The organism is Pseudomonas sp. GL_091, assembly GCF_057837725.1.
Window position 1 is genome coordinate 2309882 of sequence record NZ_CM174451.1, and the last position, 17217, is coordinate 2327098.

A 17217-nucleotide genomic window follows, 5' to 3' on the forward strand; every position below is an offset into this window, starting at 1 on the left:
GGGCAGGTTGCGGGCCACGCAGCATGTCAGTCGAGCAACCCCGGCGCTGAATGGTTTTTTTATTAAAAGAGTTGATTGGGGTTTGGGAGCAGATTACCCAACTACAATTTGTGTGGAAATTTAATAAAAATTAAGTGCGGCTTAAAAAATCGTTATACGGAACTCGAAATTATTAAGGCAGAGGTTATTTCCACGGAAATACATACGCTCGTAATGCATTGAATAGTCTGCTTTACATGGGTGAAGCGTATCCGTTGGCCGTTCCTGATTGAGCTAGCCGCCCTGTGCGCGTAGCATCCGGGGCATTCTATCGACGGCAGTACAACTGTTTGTGGGAGGCAGGGTGAGACACCTGGATCTGACATTGCTTCATGCTTTCAAGGTAATCGTTGAGTGCAAAAGCCTTTCGGTCGCTGCCTTGCGACTGCACAAGACACAGGCAGCGATTAGCATCCAGCTGAAAAAGCTGGAGGAACTGGTTGGTAAAAGGCTGATTGATCGTGGGCACCAGACCGCTGAGCTGACACGGGATGGCGAGCTTCTCCTGCAATACGCTAATAAGATGCTGGCCTTAAGTAATGAAGCCATGGCGCTGTTCATCGAAGAGGAAGTGTCGGGCACCGTACGGTTTGGTATCCCCGATGACTATGCGAGCGCATTCCTTCCACCAGTTCTCCAGCATTTCACCAGGCGCTACCCGAACGTACGGCTCAAAATACGCAACGACATCAGCCAAAATCTATTCACTGGCCTCGAAGGTGGTGATTTGGATTTGGCCCTGGTCACGCAAAGAAATGGCGACGGAAATGGCGAGATACTTCGAAGCGATAAGCTTCAATGGGTGGCTGGAGAGTCCTACCATCTGTCACCAGACGAAACGTTACCTCTGGCGCTGTACCCGCACGGTTGTGGGTATCGCCGCCAGATCCTGACGGCGCTGAGCAGTTGCCAGAGAGAATACGAGATAGCTTTCGAATGTACTGGCGTAACCGGTGTTCAGCTCGCTGTTGAGAGTGGGCTGGCGGTTGCAGCGACCTCGTTACCATTGATTCAGCCGAGTTGGCAGATACTGGATGCTGTTGTAGCTGGATTACCCCCTCTCGGGAACGTCACCATTGAACTCAGAATGGGGAAAAATCAGAGTAATCCGGCTGTTCAGTACTTCGCACAGGAGCTGCGCAAGCATGTAGTTCCGCATGTTGGTTAAATCGGGCCCGAGTATCAGACCAATCAGCAAGAACGCCATGAAGGCATCCAAACCTAGACCTGAGCTGCGGCTGAACTCACCGTTCGTTATCCTCAATTCAGGTAAAGGGCACCGTCGCAGGGGCAATTGGCATAGGATGGAAATATCTATCAGTTGGCTGTCTGCTTCTGGCCGATTGTGTTGAAAAAGCAGCTCCCCTGTCTGGCCTGCGGCAAAATCTCTGCATTGGCCAGCAGGGAAGTACGCAGCATGATGGGACAGTTATCGAGTGGCCAGGAGCGGCTGTTTTACTTATTCAACTTTGAAGATCACATCCCAGCCAATCACCTTCTGCGCAGCATTGATCAGTGTCTCGATCTGAACGAGCTACGCCATTACCTCGCCGATTTCTATAGCCCGATTGGGCGTCCGTCGATTGATCCTGAACTGATGATCCGCATGCTGATCGTGGGCTATTGCTACGGTATTCGCTCAGAACGGCGGTTGTGCGAAGAGGCCCATTTGAACCTGGCGTATCGCTGGTTTTGCCGGTTGAGCCTCGAAGATGAAGTACCCAGTCACTCGACGTTTTCCAAAAATCGACACGGCCGCTTTCGGGACAGCGATCTGTTTCGCTGGTTGTTTAATGAAGTGCTGCGTCGGTGCATGGACGCAGGTCTGGTCAAAGGCGAAGGCTTCGCCGTGGACGCCAGCATCATCAAAGCGGATGCGAGTCGGCAGCGTGGCGTGCCGGGTGATGAACAGGTCAACTGGAGCGATCCGTCCCTCAGCACCCGCACCGTGCGTGAGTACCTTGAGGCACTCGATGAAGAGGCTCTGGCCGAAACGCTACCGAAGCGCCTATCGCTGACTGATCCTAAAGCCCGCTGGACTGCAGCTCCAGGCGGCCCAGCGTTCTACGCTTACTCCACGACTTATCTGATCGATACGGAGCACGGCGTCATTGTGGATGACAGATCAACTACAGGAATCGCCGTCGGGTTGCTCGACAGGCAGATTGGAAAAGTGGTTGTAGCCGGGCAGCACCCTGCGGTGCTGCCTGGTTATGCTCAGGGCTTAGGAGGGAAAGGTGAACAGGTACCTATTGTGGCTGCTTGAAGCCACTCGCGTAGCACACGAACTTTCGGTAGTTGGGCGCATTGAGTCGGATAAATCAGATAGTAAGAGATACCTTCGTTGAGTTCGATATCGAACGGTGCAACAAGCACACCGTCGTTCAGACTTTCGCGCACCAGATTCAAATCCCCCAGGGCGACGCCTTGTCCGCGGGTCGCCGCAGATAAAGCGAGCTCCAGGGTGTCGAATGATTGTCCTCGGTGAGCAGCTATTCCATCCACTTCGGCCGCCTCCAGCCATCGGCTCCAGCCCTGTACCGGAATACAATGCAATAGGGGCAGATGCCTCAGATCGGCAGGTTCGGTCAGGAGCTTCGCCAGTTCTGGTGAGCAGACTGGCGTTAACCGCTCCTGCATCAGAGGAATGACTTCGACATCCTTCCAGTCACCCCGCCCCTGAATGATCGCAGCATCAATGTCACTGTCTTCGAAGCGTGGCTCCCAGGCGTCGTAGGTGGTTACTCGTACGTCCATATCTGGCATCACGGTGCGTAGTCCCGGTAGCAACGGTAGAAACCAGCGCGTCGCCAGGGTGGGAGGCATGCGTAAGGTCAGTACCTGGCCTGCGTTGCGCAGGCTGTTGCACATGTTGATCAGTCGCGCGAAAGCGTCATCAACCACTGGCAGCAATGCTTTAGCTTCAGGAGACAGACGAAGGCCGGTCTTATGGCGAATGAAGAGTGTTACCCCCAGGTATTCCTCCAACTGTTGAACCTGGCGGCTGATGGCGCTCTGAGTGACGAAAAGCTCCTTGGCGGCACGACTGAACGTGCCGCAGCGAGCTGCCGCGGCGAACACTTCCAACGCATGCAAGGGTGGCAAGCGACGGCTGAAGTTAGGGCTGACTAATACATGATCTGAAAGCATGGATTGCATGAGAATTTACCGTATTTACTCCAGTATTTATAGAGTTTAATCTGTTCGTGCCTGTATATGCATCGGGGTAAATAATTAACTCTGTAAGCGATAGCTGATTTCAAATGATGCTGTGCGCGGAGAAATCGCCAACTTGGTGCAACTTTCCTCCCGTCGCCCCAAGAAAGGTCGCTGGGTTTGGTTTTTGCAAAAATAACCATCTAAAACGTCATTTTAGTTATTTATAAGGCACGTGCCGAAAACCTGCCCTGTTTTTGCTGATCAAGAAACCTGGTCATGTATGTACAAGTGTGCATGTATGGCTCCAATCCACAGCAGACGAGTAGCTGAAGTGCAAATTCGCACATACGGCTCATTCAGAATTCATCGTATTTCATGCAGGAGTACTACATGTCTATAGCTCGTATTGCCTTCGCCAGCCTAGTGTTGTTGGTCGCTCTGACAAGCCGGATATCTTTCGCTGCCAATGGCGTTAACTGTCCCTATCCAAAGCCGGTGATATTCGCTGGCTTAAATTGGGAAAGCGGAATGTTCACTACTGAGGTGCTGCGTTACGTATTGGAAAAGGGTTATGGCTGTCAGACCGATGCTTTGCCTGGCAATACCATTACCATGGAAAATGCCCTGCGCCACAACGACATTCAGGTTTCGGCCGAACAATGGGCAGGTCGCAGCCCGATCTGGCGAGAGGCAGAAAAAACCGGTGAAGTATTTGCTGTCGGAGAGACTGTTCAGGGAGCTACCGAGGGGTGGTGGGTGCCGGAATACGTCGTAAAGGGCGACCCCGAACACGGCATCGAGCCGATGGCGCCGGAACTCAAGTCTGTAGCCGATCTGCCGCGTTATAAGACATTGTTCAGCGATCCCGAGGAGCCGTCCAAGGGGCGATTTCTCAATTGCCCAAGTGGTTGGACCTGCGAGCTGGTTAACAGCCAGAAGCTCAAAGCTTATGCGCTGCAGGATAGTTTTACCAACTTCCGTACAGGCACCGGTGCGGCGCTTGATACCGCGATCAGTTCCGCTATGCGTCAGCGCCAACCGGTACTGTTTTACTACTGGTCACCGACTCCGCTGATGGGACGTTTCAAGTTGATCAAGCTTGAAGAACCCCCTTTCAGTGAGGCTTCTTGGGCAACCTTGTCGGACCAGAACAATGAACATCCCATCGGCGGAAGTTCATTGCCGACCAAACTAACTATCGGCGTATCTCGATCTCTGCACGAGCAATCTCCTCAATTAATCAGCTTGTTTGAGAAGGTCCAATTGCCCTTGTCTGTGTTCAACCAGATTCTTGCCGAAATGAGTGTCGGTCGTATGAGGGTGGAGCAAGTCAGAGCGAAGTTCTTACGTGAACATCGTGAAATTTGGGCCCAGTGGGTGCCCGCAGAAGTCGCCAAGCGTATCGATGAGTCTTTGCTTTGAAGGGAAGATGCATGCGAATTGAACGGAGAAATTTTAATGAATCATTACCTCAGTGCTCGACAGAAGCGCTTCGTTTCCAAACTACACAAATCCGGGGTCGCGCGAGGCGAATGGCCGACTTGGTTATTGATTGGAATAGTGTATGGCAGTTGGCTGCTGTTGGTCCTCCAGTATGAGCGACTTGGCGCATTAGTGACGCTGCCATTGTTGGCTTTGGTGGGCGGTCTTTACATGTCATTGCAGCACGAATTGATTCACGGTCACCCAACTCGCTGGCCCATGATTAATGCGCTGATTGGCACTCCTCCCTTGGCTATCTGGTTCCCCTTCGCGTTGTACCGCGATAGCCATCTCAAGCATCACGAAGAAGACAGCTTGACAGTGCCGGGCGTCGACCCCGAAAGCCGTTATGTCACTCACCAACAATGGCAGGAGGCCGGTGTTTTACGACGTCTGATGTTGCGGGCTGAAAAGACCTTGTTGGTACGTCTAATACTAGGGCCTTTGCGGGTAATTGTAGAATTGGCAATGCGCAAGGTACCTCGCTTGCTGCGAGGTGAGACCGAGGCATGGAAACGATGGGGGCCGCATCTGGCGCTTTGCGGGTTCCTATTGGGGGCATTGCAATACTATTGTGGTATTCCCGCTTGGTTGTACATGCTGGCGGTCGCTTATCCGGCGCTATCATTGAGCATGTTGCGTTCGTTCCATGAACATCGGCCGGCGTTAGAACCGGCGCAACGCTGCGTGATCAACGAAGCATCCTGGCCGTTTCGCCTGCTGTTTCTCAATAATAATCTGCATTTGGTTCATCATGATCTGCCAGGGTTACCGTGGTACTTATTGCCGCGAGTGTATCGAGCTAATCGGCGAGCCTATCGCCGGCGTAGTGGTGATTTTGTCTTCGGCGGGTATGTGCCGTTGCTGAATCGTTATGGCGTCACCCCAATTGACGAACCACAGCATCCATTTGTGGTTGGAGGCCGTCATGAGTAATGTTTCGGTGGTTGCCGGATTGTCGATGTACACCGAGCCAGGACTAGTTGCTGAAGCCAGCGCTCGCTTAACAGAACTGGTATTGGCTCGTTTAGGGCGAGAATTGCAATCCTCGCAACCGGTCGACTTGATGCAACAATGGTTAAATCCCCAACTCTTGTTCGCACAGACCTGTGGCTACCCGCTGATGCATAGCCTCAAAGGAAAAGTTCAACTGATCGCAACGCCTTGTTATGACTTGCCGGGCTGCCAGGGTAATCTACATTGCAGTTGGCTAATAGTCCGCGAAGACGACCCTCGACAATCGCTGTCTGAGTTTCATGGTAGTGTTGCAGCTCTGAACGGGTATGACTCCAATAGTGGTATGAATTTGTTCCGCCACAAAGTCGCTCAGTTTAGTCGAGATGGAAGGTTTTTCCGTGAAGTATTGCTTAGCGGTGCCCATGTTCTCAGTCTGAACATGGTAGCTCAGGGGGCAGCAGATCTGGCTTGCATCGATGTCGTAACTTTTGGATATTTGCAACTTCATGAGCCAAGTCGCCTTCGAGGAGTACGTATTCTCGAAGCCACTGCAAGTAGCCCAGCATTACCGCTGATCGGAGCTATTACGACAACGAACGAAATGTGTTTGTCTATTATTGGTGCTTTCAATACGTGCCTGAAAGAGGCGCCGCTGTTATCTCAAACTCTGGCTCTAAAAGGCTTTGTCAGGTCCAGTGTTGAGGATTACCAACTGGTACTTGACTACCAGCAGAGGGCAAATGAGCTAGGGTATTCAACACTCGCCTGATTTGACTTGTTTTCAGTAAACGAAACTAAATAGCCCAGTTGGGTGACTGGGCTGTTTTAGTGATTGCCAGGCAGTTATCACTGGTATGCTGTATTGGTAAATACGTCGGTATGTCCATCAGGTATGCATGTAGCTTATTATCATTTTGCGCTATTTGCTGACCGACACACCGTCCTTACGGATTGAGATTCGACTGGCTGGATTGCCATCCTCCCTGAGGATGCGGCTGGCATCATTGGCGGTCAGCGACTCTAGTTCTTTGATGGTGATTTTTGCCATGAAATGGATTCTCCCTACTTTTACCCCCACAAAAACGTCGGCGTTTGATGGACGTTATTGGACTCTCGTGAACCCAGAGCTTTATCTCTCACGCGATTGCAGGGCCAAGCCCATTGTTTTCAAGTGTAAAGAAATAGGCTTTAAGTTTTTTGTCTGTACGGTTCCAAGCTGAAAGGTGCGGGGTTGCCATTAGTCTGTTGTGTTGTTCGAACATCTTTATTTGCTTGTGACTGAGTCGCACGGCTACGCAAGCGACTATGACCGATGCAAAAGCGGCAATAGCAGAGAGAAGGGTGGCTAGCTCGGCGTAGCCGCTGCCCGATGGGGATATAACGTACACCACGGCATCAACAATTGGTTCCATTCTGGCAGCCCTGCATATGTGAAGACTCTTCTCATATGAAGTTTTCATGCGCCAAGGCCCGGGGCGGGGAGCAGCTCCGCTGGGTCATGCTCAGCTATCGCTGATGCACGAGTCCCTTCCCCCAGATCATGCTGGATGAGCTTTTACTGTCCGCCGGTCCACCCTGTCACTAGCTGAACCAACCAATAGACGGCGATAGCTAGCTGAATGGCAAAACATTCAAAGCGAACATTCACTACTGGGATGCTCAGGGAGTATAGGTGCAGGGAAGATTGCGCGACGCGAGCAGCAAGCAAGGGAAAAGCAAGTGAATCGGTAATTGACGTCTGGTCGGTGGCAAGGGCCAATAGAAGTAGGCCGCCGAACAGGGGTAAACCTTCGACACAATTAGCATGTGCTCGCGCCTAGCGTTGCATGAAGGGTGAGAGATTGGAGTTATCTGGTTTGAACTCGTTTGTGGGAATTCGCTTTAGGACAGCAAGCCCGCCACGTAAGAGCTCCATGAGAATCAGCAGAGCCAATGTCCACCCAATAAAGCCAGCCAGAGCGATAGCAGTCGGGCTGGTCATATCTGTTACACCCATTCATCAACGAAGTAATGCGGTACGAAACCGGAGTGCTATTTCGTGCAATCAGAATAGACGCAAAACGGTTCTGCATCAGGAGCTGTCTGGAATCCCGGGTAGCTAGCTGTGTGACTCGCAAGCGGGCAGGGGAAGGGGGCATGGCAACAGAGCGTCCGCGGTTGGCGGGCTTCGATTTTTCGAGCGAGCGTCAGTCTTCAGGATCAATCTCTTTTTCAGGCTTCCACCTGGCTATAAGGTCAACCAACAGTTCGGCAATGGCATCACTGCTTTCTTTCAGCACCTCTAGATGCTCGTTGATACGATCTGACACTTCCGTGGAGCCGCGTTGGTCGATCCAAATACCTATCTCTTCAATGGCACAACCCAGGGCCATGATGTTCTGATTGAGTCGGCTGAGTAGGGCGGGGGTAGGATCGTCTGGTAGGGGCATGGCCGCTTTTCCTGTGTCTACGAAAAGCGTAGCAGGCAACAAAAAGCCCGCTCAGTGGCGGGCTTTCTGTACGGGGTCAAATCCTTTTGTCCGTTCAATCTGCGCTCCATTCTGTGAGCGTTTCGTGAAAAGCATGTCGCAGATACGAAAAAGCCCGGCACATTGGCCGGGCTCTCTGTAGATGGGCCAAATCCCTTTGGCTGACTGCATTGTGCTGGGTAAGTGTGACAAAGGTGTGACGAGGCAGATACGAAAAGCCCGGCACGGTTGTGCTTCATGCCGTACGTCTAATGCGGTTAATTCCCTTAAGTGTTCCGACTTCTATGCACCTCAAGGTACCGGATACCACCGGTGGGGCGACCCATTACTACGCGACCACCCTGCCGAAGCCACCTACCTGGGTGAATGGCGCCAAGGAGACGCTGAGGCTCGGTCATCACGTCTTCTTCAAGGATGTGCCGTGAACCCCGCGGCACTGAAATTTGCGTTTTACCAGGTCGCGCTGAAGGCGCTGGCCTGAACCTTTCCCAACACCCGAGGCAACAAAATATGCAACTGATCAGTAATTGGAAAGATGCTTTGAGGATGTCCAGCGTTCAGGCTGGCGGTGCGATTGCAGCGCCGGGTATTCTGGTGATGCTGGCACGGGTGATCCTGCAGCCCAAGCTGAGTTACTAGGGAGGGACTGGCGCGAGCTCAAAGAATTGGCGCTATCACCGGCGACGGCGATGAATGACTGATCGCCTTTATCGCGTGCCATTGCTTCGTGAAAGAGGTCTCAGCCATGAACCAGAGACTTAAAACTCATTCAGGATTTATTGCTTGGGTAAGGCAGTAACCACGATTTCTTACTGAACGGAGGAGGTTGTCTCCTTTAGTGAGCTTCTTGAATTTCGTTTGCAGCCTACTGAGGCACATGAGCAGTCCTTTGTAACTATAAGGGTCTTTATTTAACTTCATAAGGATTTCCTCGTTGCTGATAACACGCTCCTCGCTGCTTGTTAATAACTCAAGCACTAAGCATTCCATGCGAGTTAAATTGATAGTCGTTAGGTTGTTAGAAAGCAGACGTTGGGGTTTGTTGAACGTCCAGGTTTGTAACTTTGGCATATTGCGGCTGGTTCGCTCTCAATGTAGTTGTCTGTTAGGGAAGGGCAGGATCCGATTGCTGACTGTCTGAGTTGAGCCGAGCAAGTTCGACGCACATCTTGTTGTTCTCTTTAGCACTGTAGGTCACACGGCCGGAGTTGCGAACCGCCGCGCCGAATAGCTGGGCTTGCCGAGCAGCCCACGAGAAGGAGTTTATAGGCGGTGAAACTGCCAACCTTTCATTTGACGACAGTGCCTTCTCATTTCATGACAATGCATTACCATTGATCTGGAATGGCACATAACGTTGCTTAAGTCAGTTTTTGCGTAGTAGTCATGCCCCTCTCTAGGCGTACCGATTTTCGTCAGTGGTGTGCGAATTTGCGGCTGGGTTTGAGAGTGCGGAATCCTGAGCGTCAGCTATGGGGTGTTGCCCTTTGCGGCAGGCAGCAATCGATCCTTTGCAGACATTGATAATCGCGCCCCCAGTGAGCGAAGCGAGCGATTTGAACCGTTTGTTAGGCAGTTTAACCAACCTTTGATTTTGGTGGATGTTCAAGATGCCTTTCGTAGTACTCACTAAAGTATTTATGCTCATCTATTCTTGGGTCTTCTGAGAAGAAATATCCGAATGTTATCGGTCCATATTTCTCAATGATGTGGCTGTAAAAAGCACCGTTTTTGTTTGAGGATAATGCCCGTGAGTGTCGGTAGTACCTTGAGTGTAAAGATGTACTTGTTTTTCCAATGTGAAGTATTCGAGATTCGCCCGAAACTCTAGGTATTGGTTTTTCTGACAGGAAAAAATAGACAATGCCTTTAGCCCTTTTAGATTCTTCGCTGCTAAAGGCTATTTTGAATTCGTTCTCTATGCTTTTTGAGCAAGAGATTTTATGGGGGAGGTATTGAAGGCTTGTATAAGGCATTAGGTGGCCCCGACCTCGATGTTTTGGCAATGCCTAACTAACGCTTGCCTTAAAATGTGCGTTGTAGAGTTGCATGTGCTTTGGTCTTCTTGCTAGGTGCGATAATGCACTTCACAAGGCTGGTGAGTGCTTCTGTGAGTTGTAGTTCGCTTAGCTCAATATTGTACCACTGCGACTGCCCAAATAAAATTACAATGACTGCATTAGTGGCCGGGCAGATGTCGCCATCAGGCTTGCCTTTCTCGCTGTACTCATCAGCTATAACTGCGCTTAAAAGTGACGAGTATCTATTCTTTAGCTGGATAATCTGGTGCTTTTGTTCTTCGTTAAGATTCACAAACTCACGGGTGATCAGAGCTAATTTGTATTTTTCATTACAGTTAAAGGCGACGAAGGCTTGAATAAATAGGTGTAGACGTTTGCAAGGGCTCCGTGCTCCTTTCATTCGACGCGTCGTATCCAGCAATAAGTCGGATAAGGCGGACTCAATGAGTTCGAACAGCAAGGACTGTTTATTTTCGATGTGATGGTATAACGATCCGGCATGCAGTCCCAGGTGGTTCGCCAGATCTCGCAAGCCGATTGCCTGAAAACCGCGTGTGGCGAAAAGTTCGACCGCAGCGTCAAGAAGTCGATCGCGGGCGCTGTGTACTGGATTGGCTGATGCGATGGTAGTTAGCATGTGAATCCGTCAACTAGGAAAATGAGAGCGTGGCCAATACGCTTCGTGATTGATGCAGGTTCATTCATTTCCATATAGCGTGGGAATTCACACTCGCGCCGCGAGACTTATCCCGCATGGCGATAGCCCGTTCTGGAAGCATGGTTCGCGGTGCGCATCAGTAACAGCACCGCGCCAATCACTGGCAGGCTCAACAGCAGCAGTGCATACCGCAGCGACTCCTGGCCAAACAGCGGTAGCAACATATCGCTGAACAATCCGGTGATCAGTGGCCCGACGCCGATCCCGAGCAGTGTGCTGACGATGGTTTGCAGGGCCATGGCGGTACCGCGCCGACCCGCCGGCACCAGTTGGGTGACGAGGTTGTAGGACGGGGCGAGCCACCACACGGCAAAGAAGGCATAGAGCGCGCACCAGAGCATCGCGGCCGGAATCGGTACATCGCCCAAGCGCACTAGCAGGGCATCGGACCAGAGCAGATAAGGGATCAGCGCGGCGATGGCCGCCAGGTGGCCCAACACTGGAATGGAAATCTGCCAGTGTGGGTGGCGGCGGCACAGTCGGTCACTTAACCAACCACTGAACAGACCACCGATCCCGGCCGAGAGACCGCAGATCACCCCGACCAGCAGCCCGGCGTGTTGCAGTGACATGCCGTGGGAGCGCACCAGGAAGCTGGTGTTCCACATGCCGATGGCATAGGAGCTGAGCGTGGCCAGACCGCCCGCGAGGATCAGGTAACGGTAGGCCGGCAAGGCCCAGAGCTTGCGGGCTTCAGCGCCCATGCCAAGCAGCGCAGGCTGCGCGTGAGTGTGTGGCGTGAGGTCCCAACGGCCACGCTGCGGGTCGCGCACGACAAAGGTCAGGAGGGCGCAAAACACCAGGGCCGGCACGCCAATGGCAATAAACGCACTGCGCCAGCCATAGTGCTCCACCACCCAGGCCCCGATACTCAAACCGATGATCGAGGAAAAGGTGGGTGCCGCGGTAAAACAACTGATGGCGAATGAGCGCCGTTGGGGTGGATACAGGTCAACGATCAACGACAGCGAGGCCGAGGTCGTCGGCGATTCACTGACCGCCACCAGCATCCGCGCAATGGCCAGCGCCAGGAAGCTGCCGGCCAGCCCGCAAGCCATTGTCGCCACGGCCCAGAGCAGGCACGACATGGCCAGCAGGCGGGTCCGCGGCATGCGGTCCACCAGCCGTCCCGCCGGCAGGCCCATGAGCGCATAGACTGCCGCGAACGCCAAACCGGAGATCAACCCGATGGCGGTATCGCTGACCCTGAACTCGGCTTTGATCGGTTCGATCATCACCGCGAGTATTTGTCGCCCGACGAAGTTGTCGGCAAACACCATGCCCAGCAGCAACAGCAAGCTGTGGCTGCCCCAGCCAACCCTGGCCGCCGGTATCGTAGCTTCGCGGGCGGTCATCGCGGAGCCCACAGATCCGGCAAGCCGGGGTCACTGACGACAATCAGGCGCTTGAGCAAGACCTTCAAGGCTTGTGCATCGGCGGGGCCAAGCTTGGCCGAGAGGTCCTCTTCCACGGCCTTGGCCAGCGCCAGTTGATGCAGTGAAACCTCGCGGCCCTGGGCCGTGAGGACAAACCGCAGCGACTCTGCCGAGCCCTCGATCGCCACCAGGCGCTGGCGTTCGAGAAAACGCATGCTGGCCAGCGTGACGGCGCGGCCAGTGTAGTTAACGAAGGTATTGATTTCCTCAAGGGTCAGGTTGTCGCGGATACACAAAATCGAAAGCACAAAAAACGCCTGTTCGTCCAGTTGCTGATTATTCAGCATCTGCCGCAGGTTATTGAGCACTTGGTAATGTCCGCGCCCCAACAGGTAACCGAGCAAGTCCTCGGTGTAGCTGCATTCCGGGGGCGGGGGCGTGGTGGCCAGACGCAGCTCGCTACGTGGCTTGCGGGTCGCCAGGGCATATTGGCCACTCTGGAACGCCAGCGGCGCGCGGTCGCTGTGATCGAAGGCGAGCACTTCACCGACAAAAATCACATGATCGCCGCCTTCGTACTGGAACGCGGTGCGGCATTGAAAACGCGCGGTACAATCTTGCAGCAGCGGTGCCTCGCTGACGCCATTGTCCAACTTGATTTCAGAAAACTTGTCCTCGCCCTGGGTGGCGAAACGTCCCGACAGGGTTTCCTGTTCGGTGGACAATACGTGGACGTTCCAGTGTTTGCCGCTGGTAAAGACCGGCAGGCTGCGGGCCTGCTTGGACAGGCTCCAGAGCACCAGCGGCGGATTGAGCGACACCGAGTTGAAACTGTTGGCCGTTATCCCCACGGGTGAGCCGTCTTCGGTCTGGGTGGTGATGATGGTGACCCCGGTGGTAAAGGTGCCGAGCGCGGCACGAAAAGCCTGGGGATCGAAACTGACGTTTTGCATTGCCATGACTGGCCTCATGGGGTGGGATTTTCGTATGGCCAGTATTGGTCGCGGCAGACTGTTTAACATCGTCTCAACGGACTAACAGATTTGCTCGATCCTCGTCCGATCGGACGAGGCGTCGCGAGGGGTGCAAGGCTACGGTGGCCGCAAGCGCATCGGGCGCTTCCCGGCCATGGGGCCAGTACCAGTAAGGGGACACGAATGAGTTCGGTCACATCATCCGTCCAAGGGCTTGCCAGCCTGTTATCCCGGCAAAAAAGCGCATTCGCCAGCGCTGGTGCGGTGAGCGCCGACACCCGCCGACGTCGACTCCAGCAAGTCATCGATCTGTTGGTCCGCCACCATGTTGCGTTGACCGAGGCGATTGACCTGGATTTTGGCGGCCGGCCGGCCGGTTTTTCCCTGATGAATGACGTGCTGGGCGCCCTGGCTTCGCTCAAATATGCGCGCGATCATCTGCATGGTTGGATGCAGGATGATCCGCGTGCGCCTTTCGCGCCTTACGATCAGCTCGGCGCCAAGGCGTGGGTGATGCACCAACCCAAGGGCACGGTGGGTATTCTCGGTACCTGGAACGCGCCGTTGTTTACCCTGTTCAGCCCCTTGGCCTCAGTGCTGGCGGCGGGCAACCGGGCCATCCTCAAGCCGTCGGACGTGGTGCCTCGGACGGCCGAGTTGGTGGCGCAGCTGTGCGCTGAACACCTCGACCCGCTGGAGATTGCCGTCGTCACCGGCGAAGTGGAACTGGCCGAAGCCTTCAGCGCTCAGCCGTTTGACCACTTGGTGTACACCGGCAGTACCGCGACGGGGCGGTTGGTCATGCGCAACGCCGCACAGAACCTGGTGCCGGTGACGCTGGAACTGGGGGGTAAGTCGCCGGTCATCGTCACCGGCAGCGCCGACCTGAACAAAACCGCTTTCAGTATCGCCGTGGGGAAGGCCTGCAATGGCGGGCAGATCTGCATCAATCCGGATCTGGTGTATGTGCCCAAGGCGCTGCTCGAACCCTTCCTTGAAGCACTGCGCGTGTCCTACAGCGAACTCAACCCATCGGTGGCCGGCAACCCGGATGTGGTGGCGGTGGTCAATCAGCGGCACCTGGACCGCGTCGAAGGTTACATACTGGATGCGCAGGCCCGCGGCGCACGTATCGAGTGCTTGCCCGAACCGCTGGTCGTGAACGCCCAGGATCGGCGCCGGCCCCTGCGCGTGGTGGTCGACCCGGCGCCGGACAGTGTGATCATGCGGGAAGAAATCTTCGGCCCCGCGATGGTCGTGCTCACCTACGAAGACCTCGACCACGTCATTGACGACATTAATGCGCGGCCACGCCCACTGGCCCTGTATTACTTCGGCGAAGACCAGCAAGAGCAGCGATACGTCCTGGAGCGCACGTTGTCTGGCGGGGTGACTGTCAACGACGTGATGATGCACCCGGCGATGCACGATGCGCCGTTCGGCGGCGTCGGCGCCTCCGGCATGGGCCATTACCATGGCCACGAAGGGTTTCTCGAGTTCAGCCACCAGCGCACGGTGTTCAAGGCACCGGAGCATGACCCGCGCCGCGAATGGGGGCTCCTGCCGCCATATGGCGAGCACTTCCTGGCGGCCATGCTGGCCAGCGTAACTGCTGACTGACCGAGAGCGGGGCGCATCCGGTGCCCCGCCCGCAGCACGAGATAAGCCATTGTTTATGTTCAAGACAATCACTATCGCTCAGCGCCTGCGGCTTTGGGCGCTGCTGGTCACGTTGTTGTTTGTACTGGTGGTCCGTTTTGGCGCGTATGGCTTGCAGCAGGCGCGCGATAGCCTTCGGGCCATAAACGAGGACAATCTGGCGACGCTGCTGATGTTTGGCGAGGTCCAGCACCGTCTTGATGAAAGTCGGCGCCAGGTTTTGCTCGCCATCCAGCAGGACCCTGAAGGTCCGTTGGTGGCGGCGTTCGACCGCCCCGTCGAAGCAACCCTGAGCGCTATGGTCGACGGCATGGGGCGGGTGGTCAGCCGCGTACGCGACGGCGTCAGCCTGGCGCATGAGGCCGGTGACTCGGTGGCGCAGATTCGCAGTGGCACCGATGACGTGATCCGTAGCGTGGATACCATTGCCACGGTGATCACCGAGCAGGAGCGGGTGACACGAGAAATGGTCGCGCGGGTCGAGAGTGTCTCCGCGGGCACCGGCGCGCTGTCGGCCCGCTTCAATGTGGTTTGAATGCCCGGCCGGGATCAAGGCTGGCGGGGCAATCGCTGATTCATAAAGCCGTTCAATCACCCTCATGACAATAACTGACAGGGCGCGACGATCACCATGAAAACCAACGAACACCCACCGATTACTGCCTCGACAACCACCTTGTCCAACGCACCGGAGAACGGCTGGCCCCGGCGCAGCGTACTCAAGGCCGGCGCCCTGGCCGTCGGTGTCGGACTCCTTGGGCGTTTTGCCGATGCCCGTGCGGCGGGTCTGTCGGCCAGTGACTACCAGGGGCTGGACGCCTGGACCATGAGCCAGGCAATCCGCAGCGGCGAGCTGCAATCCGACGACCTGCTGGCGGCGGCGCTGGCTCGCTGCCAGGCGGTCAATCCTCGGGTCAAGGCGGTGAACATGCTGCACGAGGCCTACGCCCGCGCGCTATTGTCCCAGCGCCGCTCCGCCGGCACTGAAACCCAAGGGGCACTGGCTGGCGTACCGGTATTGATCAAAGACCTCAATACTTACTTGCAAGGAACCTCGACCAGCAATGGTTGCCGGCTGTTCAAGGACGCCCCGCCAGCACCCCGGACCAGTACCCTGATCAGCCGCTACGAGCGGGCCGGGGCCGTGCCCTTCGGCAAGACAACCTGTCCCGAGTTTGGCTTGACCACCACCACCGAATCCATGCTTTGGGGGCAGACGTGCAACCCGTGGAACCTGGCCATGAGCGCGGGTGGTTCCTCTGGCGGCGCGGCGGCAGCCGTGGCCGCCGGGATCGTACCCGTGGCCCATGCCACCGACGGTGGCGGCTCGATCCGCATTCCCGCCTCGTATTGCGGTCTGGTGGGGCTCAAGCCCAGCCGTTATCGCACGCCGAGCGGGCCGGCGCATTTCGAAGGCTGGTTTGGCGCCAGTGTCGCCAACGTAGTCTCGCGCACGGTGCGCGATACCGCGCTGTTTCTCGATGCCGGCCAGGGCCATGAAGCGGGTAGCGCCTACTGGAGCCCGCCACTGTTGCGGCCGTATGTCGAAGAATTGCAGCGCGAGCCGGGCAAGTTGCGCGTCGCCGTGGTTCGCCAGTCGTTGACCGGCGCGGCGCTGGAACCGGCGATTGCCGCCACCTTGGAGCAGACCATCAAGCAATTGCTGGGACTGGGGCATGAAGTCGAAGAACTGACGCTGAACATCGATCCACGCCAGCTGTTCGGCGCTCATGGCACGGTGATCGGCACCGCATTGCGCACCGCGATTCACGACCGGGAGCAGGTGTTGGGGCGGGCCGCCACGGCGCAGGACCTGGAGAAAATTACCCTGGTCAACCTGGGGCGTGCCCAGGCCACCACAGGTGAAGACCTGTATCGCGCCCGTCAGTCGTTCGAAAGCATCGGTGCGACGATGGAGCAGCCGTTCGAACGCTTCGACGTGATCCTGTCGCCAGTCACCGCCAACCTGACGCCGCAACTGGGCCTGCTGACGCTGGACCAATCCTGGGACAGCTATGCCCATCACGCCATGGGCAGCGCCGGTTTCACCGTGTTGGCCAACGTCAGCGGCCAACCGGCTATCTCTCTGCCGCTGGGCCAAAGCGACAGCGGCCTGCCGGTGGGCATGATGTTCACCGCTCGCCTGGGCGGCGAAGACGGGCTGCTGCGCCTGGCCAGTCAACTGGAGCAGGATCGTCCCTGGGCCGCCAGGCGCGCCGTCCTGTAACGACACTTTCCCGGACCTTTCGAGCGGTTGATCCAGTTCCATGACCAACCGGTGTCGGGCCGGGTTTCTAGTCCGCTTTGACGATGAACCCGGCCAGTGCAGCCCCGATCATGGGCTGCACTCCGCCAGCGTTCCCG

Annotated in this window: 15 protein-coding genes and 3 pseudogenes; 9 read left to right on the plus strand and 9 right to left on the minus strand. The window is 55.7% G+C overall.

Translation table 11 applies throughout. The annotated features are described in order from the left end of the window. Positions 1 to 364 precede the first annotated feature (364 nt). Both AC3ITY_RS10580 and AC3ITY_RS10585 read left to right on the plus strand, forming a co-directional pair. Positions 365 to 1207 carry a LysR substrate-binding domain-containing protein gene (locus AC3ITY_RS10580; RefSeq protein WP_489308891.1) on the plus strand — a complete coding sequence of 281 codons (843 nt, stop codon included), beginning with the start codon at positions 365 to 367 and terminating at the stop codon, positions 1205 to 1207. 249 nt (positions 1208 to 1456) lie between these two features. Next, positions 1457 to 2170 (plus strand): annotated as a pseudogene (locus AC3ITY_RS10585) (transposase); the annotation flags it as partial. 86 nt (positions 2171 to 2256) lie between these two features. Here the strand turns inward: AC3ITY_RS10585 and AC3ITY_RS10590 are convergent. Continuing rightward, positions 2257 to 3198, minus strand: a complete 942-nt coding sequence (locus tag AC3ITY_RS10590) for a LysR substrate-binding domain-containing protein (RefSeq protein WP_489308893.1) — start codon at positions 3196 to 3198, stop codon at positions 2257 to 2259. A gap of 390 nt (positions 3199 to 3588) precedes the next feature. Between AC3ITY_RS10590 and AC3ITY_RS10595 the strand changes: the two genes are divergently transcribed. From AC3ITY_RS10595 to AC3ITY_RS10605, 3 genes are read left to right on the plus strand one after another with little or no spacing between them, the layout of a single operon-like run. Further along, positions 3589 to 4620 carry an ABC transporter substrate-binding protein gene (locus tag AC3ITY_RS10595; RefSeq protein ID WP_489308895.1) on the plus strand — a complete coding sequence of 344 codons (1032 nt, stop codon included), beginning with the start codon at positions 3589 to 3591 and terminating at the stop codon, positions 4618 to 4620. A gap of 36 nt (positions 4621 to 4656) precedes the next feature. Then, positions 4657 to 5616 carry a fatty acid desaturase gene (locus tag AC3ITY_RS10600; RefSeq protein ID WP_489308897.1) on the plus strand — a complete coding sequence of 320 codons (960 nt, stop codon included), beginning with the start codon at positions 4657 to 4659 and terminating at the stop codon, positions 5614 to 5616. Next, positions 5609 to 6406: a phosphate/phosphite/phosphonate ABC transporter substrate-binding protein gene (locus AC3ITY_RS10605; RefSeq protein WP_489308899.1), complete on the plus strand. Its 798-nt coding sequence runs from the start codon at positions 5609 to 5611 to the stop codon at positions 6404 to 6406. Before AC3ITY_RS10600 ends, AC3ITY_RS10605 begins: the two co-directional genes overlap by 8 nt. Before the next feature lie 150 nt (positions 6407 to 6556). Here AC3ITY_RS10605 and AC3ITY_RS10610 read toward each other — a convergent pair whose 3' ends face one another. The 4 genes and pseudogenes from AC3ITY_RS10610 to AC3ITY_RS10625 all read right to left on the minus strand — a co-directional run bounded on the left by AC3ITY_RS10610 (position 6557) and on the right by AC3ITY_RS10625 (position 8066). Beyond that, a complete protein-coding gene (locus AC3ITY_RS10610) occupies positions 6557 to 6685 on the minus strand; it encodes a hypothetical protein (RefSeq protein WP_489311069.1) in 129 nt (42 codons plus the stop codon). A gap of 88 nt (positions 6686 to 6773) precedes the next feature. Then, positions 6774 to 7049, minus strand: coding sequence for a hypothetical protein (locus tag AC3ITY_RS10615; RefSeq protein WP_489308901.1), 276 nt, complete (start codon positions 7047 to 7049; stop codon positions 6774 to 6776). Positions 7050 to 7192: 143 nt separating this feature from the next. Further along, positions 7193 to 7441, minus strand: a pseudogene (locus AC3ITY_RS10620) (MAPEG family protein); the annotation flags it as partial. Positions 7442 to 7823: 382 nt separating this feature from the next. Then, positions 7824 to 8066: a hypothetical protein gene (locus AC3ITY_RS10625; RefSeq protein ID WP_489308903.1), complete on the minus strand. Its 243-nt coding sequence runs from the start codon at positions 8064 to 8066 to the stop codon at positions 7824 to 7826. A 335-nt stretch (positions 8067 to 8401) separates the two neighbouring features. Here AC3ITY_RS10625 and AC3ITY_RS10630 point away from each other — a divergent pair. Then, positions 8402 to 8530 (plus strand): annotated as a pseudogene (locus tag AC3ITY_RS10630) (cell wall hydrolase); the annotation flags it as partial. A gap of 340 nt (positions 8531 to 8870) precedes the next feature. Here AC3ITY_RS10630 and AC3ITY_RS10635 read toward each other — a convergent pair. The 4 genes from AC3ITY_RS10635 to AC3ITY_RS10650 all read right to left on the minus strand — a co-directional run bounded on the left by AC3ITY_RS10635 (position 8871) and on the right by AC3ITY_RS10650 (position 13179). Beyond that, a complete protein-coding gene (locus AC3ITY_RS10635; protein ID WP_489308905.1) occupies positions 8871 to 9176 on the minus strand; it encodes a winged helix-turn-helix domain-containing protein in 306 nt (101 codons plus the stop codon). A gap of 954 nt (positions 9177 to 10130) precedes the next feature. Next, positions 10131 to 10763 carry a TetR/AcrR family transcriptional regulator gene (locus tag AC3ITY_RS10640; RefSeq protein ID WP_489308907.1) on the minus strand — a complete coding sequence of 211 codons (633 nt, stop codon included), beginning with the start codon at positions 10761 to 10763 and terminating at the stop codon, positions 10131 to 10133. A gap of 107 nt (positions 10764 to 10870) precedes the next feature. After that, positions 10871 to 12199, minus strand: coding sequence for a spinster family MFS transporter (locus AC3ITY_RS10645; protein ID WP_489308909.1), 1329 nt, complete (start codon positions 12197 to 12199; stop codon positions 10871 to 10873). Continuing rightward, the gene (locus AC3ITY_RS10650; protein ID WP_489308911.1) at positions 12196 to 13179 is read right to left on the minus strand and encodes a flavin reductase; all 984 of its coding nucleotides are present in this window, start codon (positions 13177 to 13179) and stop codon (positions 12196 to 12198) included. The genes AC3ITY_RS10645 and AC3ITY_RS10650 overlap by 4 nt, the downstream gene beginning before the upstream one ends. Before the next feature lie 198 nt (positions 13180 to 13377). Between AC3ITY_RS10650 and AC3ITY_RS10655 the strand changes: the two genes are divergently transcribed. The 3 genes from AC3ITY_RS10655 (at position 13378) to AC3ITY_RS10665 (ending at position 17080) form a co-directional block, all read left to right on the plus strand. After that, positions 13378 to 14814, plus strand: a complete 1437-nt coding sequence (locus AC3ITY_RS10655; protein WP_489308913.1) for a coniferyl aldehyde dehydrogenase — start codon at positions 13378 to 13380, stop codon at positions 14812 to 14814. A 55-nt stretch (positions 14815 to 14869) separates the two neighbouring features. Then, the gene (locus AC3ITY_RS10660; RefSeq protein ID WP_489308915.1) at positions 14870 to 15388 is read left to right on the plus strand and encodes a Tar ligand binding domain-containing protein; all 519 of its coding nucleotides are present in this window, start codon (positions 14870 to 14872) and stop codon (positions 15386 to 15388) included. Between the two features lie 96 nt (positions 15389 to 15484). Further along, a complete protein-coding gene (locus tag AC3ITY_RS10665; protein ID WP_489308917.1) occupies positions 15485 to 17080 on the plus strand; it encodes an amidase in 1596 nt (531 codons plus the stop codon). The last annotated feature ends 137 nt before the right edge of the window (positions 17081 to 17217 follow it).

Excerpts from the sequence above, each read along its gene's own strand:
- AC3ITY_RS10590 (WP_489308893.1), bottom strand. The coding sequence starts at position 3,198 with ATGCAATCCATGCTTTCAGATCATGTATTAGTCAGCCCTAACTTCAGC.
- AC3ITY_RS10595 (WP_489308895.1), top strand. The coding sequence starts at position 3,589 with ATGTCTATAGCTCGTATTGCCTTCGCCAGCCTAGTGTTGTTGGTCGCT.
- AC3ITY_RS10600 (WP_489308897.1), top strand. The coding sequence starts at position 4,657 with ATGAATCATTACCTCAGTGCTCGACAGAAGCGCTTCGTTTCCAAACTA.
- AC3ITY_RS10605 (WP_489308899.1), top strand. The coding sequence starts at position 5,609 with ATGAGTAATGTTTCGGTGGTTGCCGGATTGTCGATGTACACCGAGCCA.
- AC3ITY_RS10610 (WP_489311069.1), bottom strand. The coding sequence starts at position 6,685 with ATGGCAAAAATCACCATCAAAGAACTAGAGTCGCTGACCGCCAATGAT.
- AC3ITY_RS10615 (WP_489308901.1), bottom strand. The coding sequence starts at position 7,049 with ATGGAACCAATTGTTGATGCCGTGGTGTACGTTATATCCCCATCGGGC.
- AC3ITY_RS10625 (WP_489308903.1), bottom strand. The coding sequence starts at position 8,066 with ATGCCCCTACCAGACGATCCTACCCCCGCCCTACTCAGCCGACTCAAT.
- AC3ITY_RS10635 (WP_489308905.1), bottom strand. The coding sequence starts at position 9,176 with ATGCCAAAGTTACAAACCTGGACGTTCAACAAACCCCAACGTCTGCTT.
- AC3ITY_RS10640 (WP_489308907.1), bottom strand. The coding sequence starts at position 10,763 with ATGCTAACTACCATCGCATCAGCCAATCCAGTACACAGCGCCCGCGAT.
- AC3ITY_RS10645 (WP_489308909.1), bottom strand. The coding sequence starts at position 12,199 with ATGACCGCCCGCGAAGCTACGATACCGGCGGCCAGGGTTGGCTGGGGC.
- AC3ITY_RS10650 (WP_489308911.1), bottom strand. The coding sequence starts at position 13,179 with ATGGCAATGCAAAACGTCAGTTTCGATCCCCAGGCTTTTCGTGCCGCG.
- AC3ITY_RS10655 (WP_489308913.1), top strand. The coding sequence starts at position 13,378 with ATGAGTTCGGTCACATCATCCGTCCAAGGGCTTGCCAGCCTGTTATCC.
- AC3ITY_RS10660 (WP_489308915.1), top strand. The coding sequence starts at position 14,870 with ATGTTCAAGACAATCACTATCGCTCAGCGCCTGCGGCTTTGGGCGCTG.
- AC3ITY_RS10665 (WP_489308917.1), top strand. The coding sequence starts at position 15,485 with ATGAAAACCAACGAACACCCACCGATTACTGCCTCGACAACCACCTTG.